Source organism: Cupriavidus sp. WS, assembly GCF_000395345.1.
GTDB lineage: Bacteria > Pseudomonadota > Gammaproteobacteria > Burkholderiales > Burkholderiaceae > Cupriavidus > Cupriavidus basilensis_B.
Window position 1 is genome coordinate 1 of sequence record NZ_AQPL01000447.1, and the last position, 1,119, is coordinate 1,119.

Here is a 1,119-nt window from a genome sequence, read left to right on the forward strand (position 1 = left end):
GCTGCGCCCCACGATGGCCAGCAGCTCGCCGGGCTTGATGCTGAAGCTGATGTTCTCCAGCACGTAGGGCGTGTCGTTGCCGCCGTAGCGGAAATACACCCCGTCCAGGCTGATCTCGCCCTGCAGGTCGGGCAGCATCACGCGCGAGGGCAGGTCCTGCGGCTTCTGCTCCGGGTCCAGGTCGAGCACGTCGCCCAGGCGCTCCATCGCCACGCCGGCGTCGTTGAGCTGGCCCCACAGCGACACCAGCCCCATCAGCGGCGCCAGCACGCTGCCCATGAAGGCATTGAAGGCGATCAGCTGACCGATGGTCAGCTCCCGCTGCAGCACCAGGTTGGCGCCCACCCACAGCACGGCGATGGTGGTGGCGGCATTGAGCAGCTGGCTGGCCAGGCCGACCACGATATGGAACGCCTGCGCCTTGTACTGCAGCTCGAGCGCCTTGGCGTACTTCTTTTCCCACTTGAGCCGCACCGCGCGCTCGATGCCCATGCCCTTGACCGTCTCCACGCCGCCCAGCGTCTCCATCAGGTAGGAGCGGGCCTCGGTGGACGTGGTGAAGACCTCGCGCGCGTAGGCCTTCACGCGCGGCGTGGCCAGCACCGTGAGCGCCGCGATCGGCACCACGAAGGCCAGCAGCACCAGCGTCATCTTGACGTTGTAGAGGAACATGATGGTGAAGTAGATGAACACCATCAGCAGGTTGAGCGCGGTGGTCACGGTGGACTCGGTCAGGAACGCGCGGATGGTCTGGTTCTCCTGGAAGCGCGCGAAGATGTCGCCGGTCTTGCGCTTGGCGAAGAACGAGAACGGCAGCGACATGGTGTGCCGGAAGAAATGCGACATCATCGCGAAGTCCATGTTGCGCACCATGAAGTTGGCGAGATAGGCGCGCACCGTGGACATCAGCTGCGAGAACACGTTGGAGACGATCAGCCCCACGATCAGCAGGTTGAGCAGGCCCACGTTCTGGTGCACCACCACGCCGTCGAGGATGTTCTGGATGATCAGCGGCGGCACCACGCCCAGCACCTGGATCACGAAGGTCGCCATGAACAGATGGACCAGGATGCGCTTGTACGGTGCCAGGTAGCCGACGGGACGTGTCAGGAATTTTGT

1 protein-coding gene is annotated in these 1,119 nt (G+C 64.2%); it reads right to left on the reverse strand.

Annotated elements, in window-relative coordinates; all coding sequences use genetic code 11:
* Positions 1–1,119, reverse strand: a 1,119-nt coding sequence (locus K206_RS0130525) for an ABC transporter transmembrane domain-containing protein (RefSeq protein ID WP_020206120.1), incomplete at both ends; no start/stop codon positions are given.